The organism is Mesorhizobium sp. LEGMi-168a, from assembly GCF_058312955.1.
In genome coordinates this window covers 1-1019 of the sequence record NZ_JBZEGV010000159.1, presented here as the reverse complement: position 1 = coordinate 1019, position 1019 = coordinate 1, and the positions used below count along the sequence as shown (strand labels likewise).

1 protein-coding gene and 1 pseudogene are annotated in these 1019 nt (G+C 65.7%); both read left to right on the top strand.

All coding sequences use genetic code 11. The features are described from left to right. Positions 1-5 precede the first annotated feature (5 nt). A complete protein-coding gene (locus tag AC4FWB_RS34625; RefSeq protein WP_491030707.1) occupies positions 6-731 on the top strand; it encodes a TIM barrel protein in 726 nt (241 codons plus the stop codon). Between the two features lie 8 nt (positions 732-739). Then, positions 740-1019, top strand: a pseudogene (locus AC4FWB_RS34620) (3-methyl-2-oxobutanoate hydroxymethyltransferase); the annotation flags it as partial.

Below are 1019 nucleotides of genomic sequence, written 5' to 3'. Positions count from 1 at the left end.
GGTCGATGGAATTCCGCGTCAAGCGCCTGACCGAAATGGGCTTCCAGGTCGGCCTCTGGAACTGGCCGGACCATGACCTTGCGATGCTGGAAAAATCCGGCGCCGCCTTTTCGATCATGAACGGCTATCTGCGCGGCCGGCTCGCCGATGACGAGGGCGCCGCGGACCTCTTGAAGACCGCGAAGGAGACGGCCGCCGTCGGCAAGCGTCTCGGCGTCGCCCGGCTCAATTTGCATGGCACCGGGCTGGGCGAGGGCGGCTTGCCAGTCAGCCCTTGCGAGGTTGTCACCGGCGCGATGTGGCTCAAGGCGCGCGACACGTTGAACCGCGTCGCCGATCTTGCGGAGCAGGAAGGAGTCACCTTCACGTTGGAGAATTTGAACCTGTCGGTGGACCATCCCGGCATGCCGTTTGCACGCGCCGAGGACACGCTGGCGCTGGTGTCCAGCGTCAACCGGCCGGGCCTGCGCCTCAATCTCGACCTCTATCATGCGCAGATCGGCGAGGGGAATTTGATCGAGCTCTGCCGCGCCTGTCTGCCCTGGATCGGCGAGATTCAGGTCGCGGACGTGCCTGGGCGGATGGAGCCCGGCACCGGCGAGATCAACTATCGCGGCATCGCTGGCGCGCTTAAAGACATGGGCTATCGCGGCCCGGTCGGCATGGAGGCCTTCGCCTCGGGCGATCCAGAGGCGGCGCTCGAAGCCTTCCGCAACGCTTTCACCGTCTGAGGGAACAAATGGTCACCAAGAACAACCGGCCGACCGTCGCCGACATCCGCGCCATGAAGGCGCGCGGGCAAAAGATCTCGATGCTCTACGTCACGACGCTTGAAGAAGGGGCGGCGGCGAACGCGGCCGGCGTCGACATGCTGTCGATCGAGGGGCGCTTCTTCTCGCCCGAGATGCGTGAGGCGGCCGGGCGCTGCTTCGTCCAGGTCGGTCTGCCTTACGGGCCCGCCGGCGATCTGGTCTCGGCGGACGACTATCTCAGCGCCGCTTACCACTTCATGCGCATGG

Excerpts from the sequence above, each read along its gene's own strand:
- AC4FWB_RS34625 (WP_491030707.1), top strand. The coding sequence starts at position 6 with ATGGAATTCCGCGTCAAGCGCCTGACCGAAATGGGCTTCCAGGTCGGC.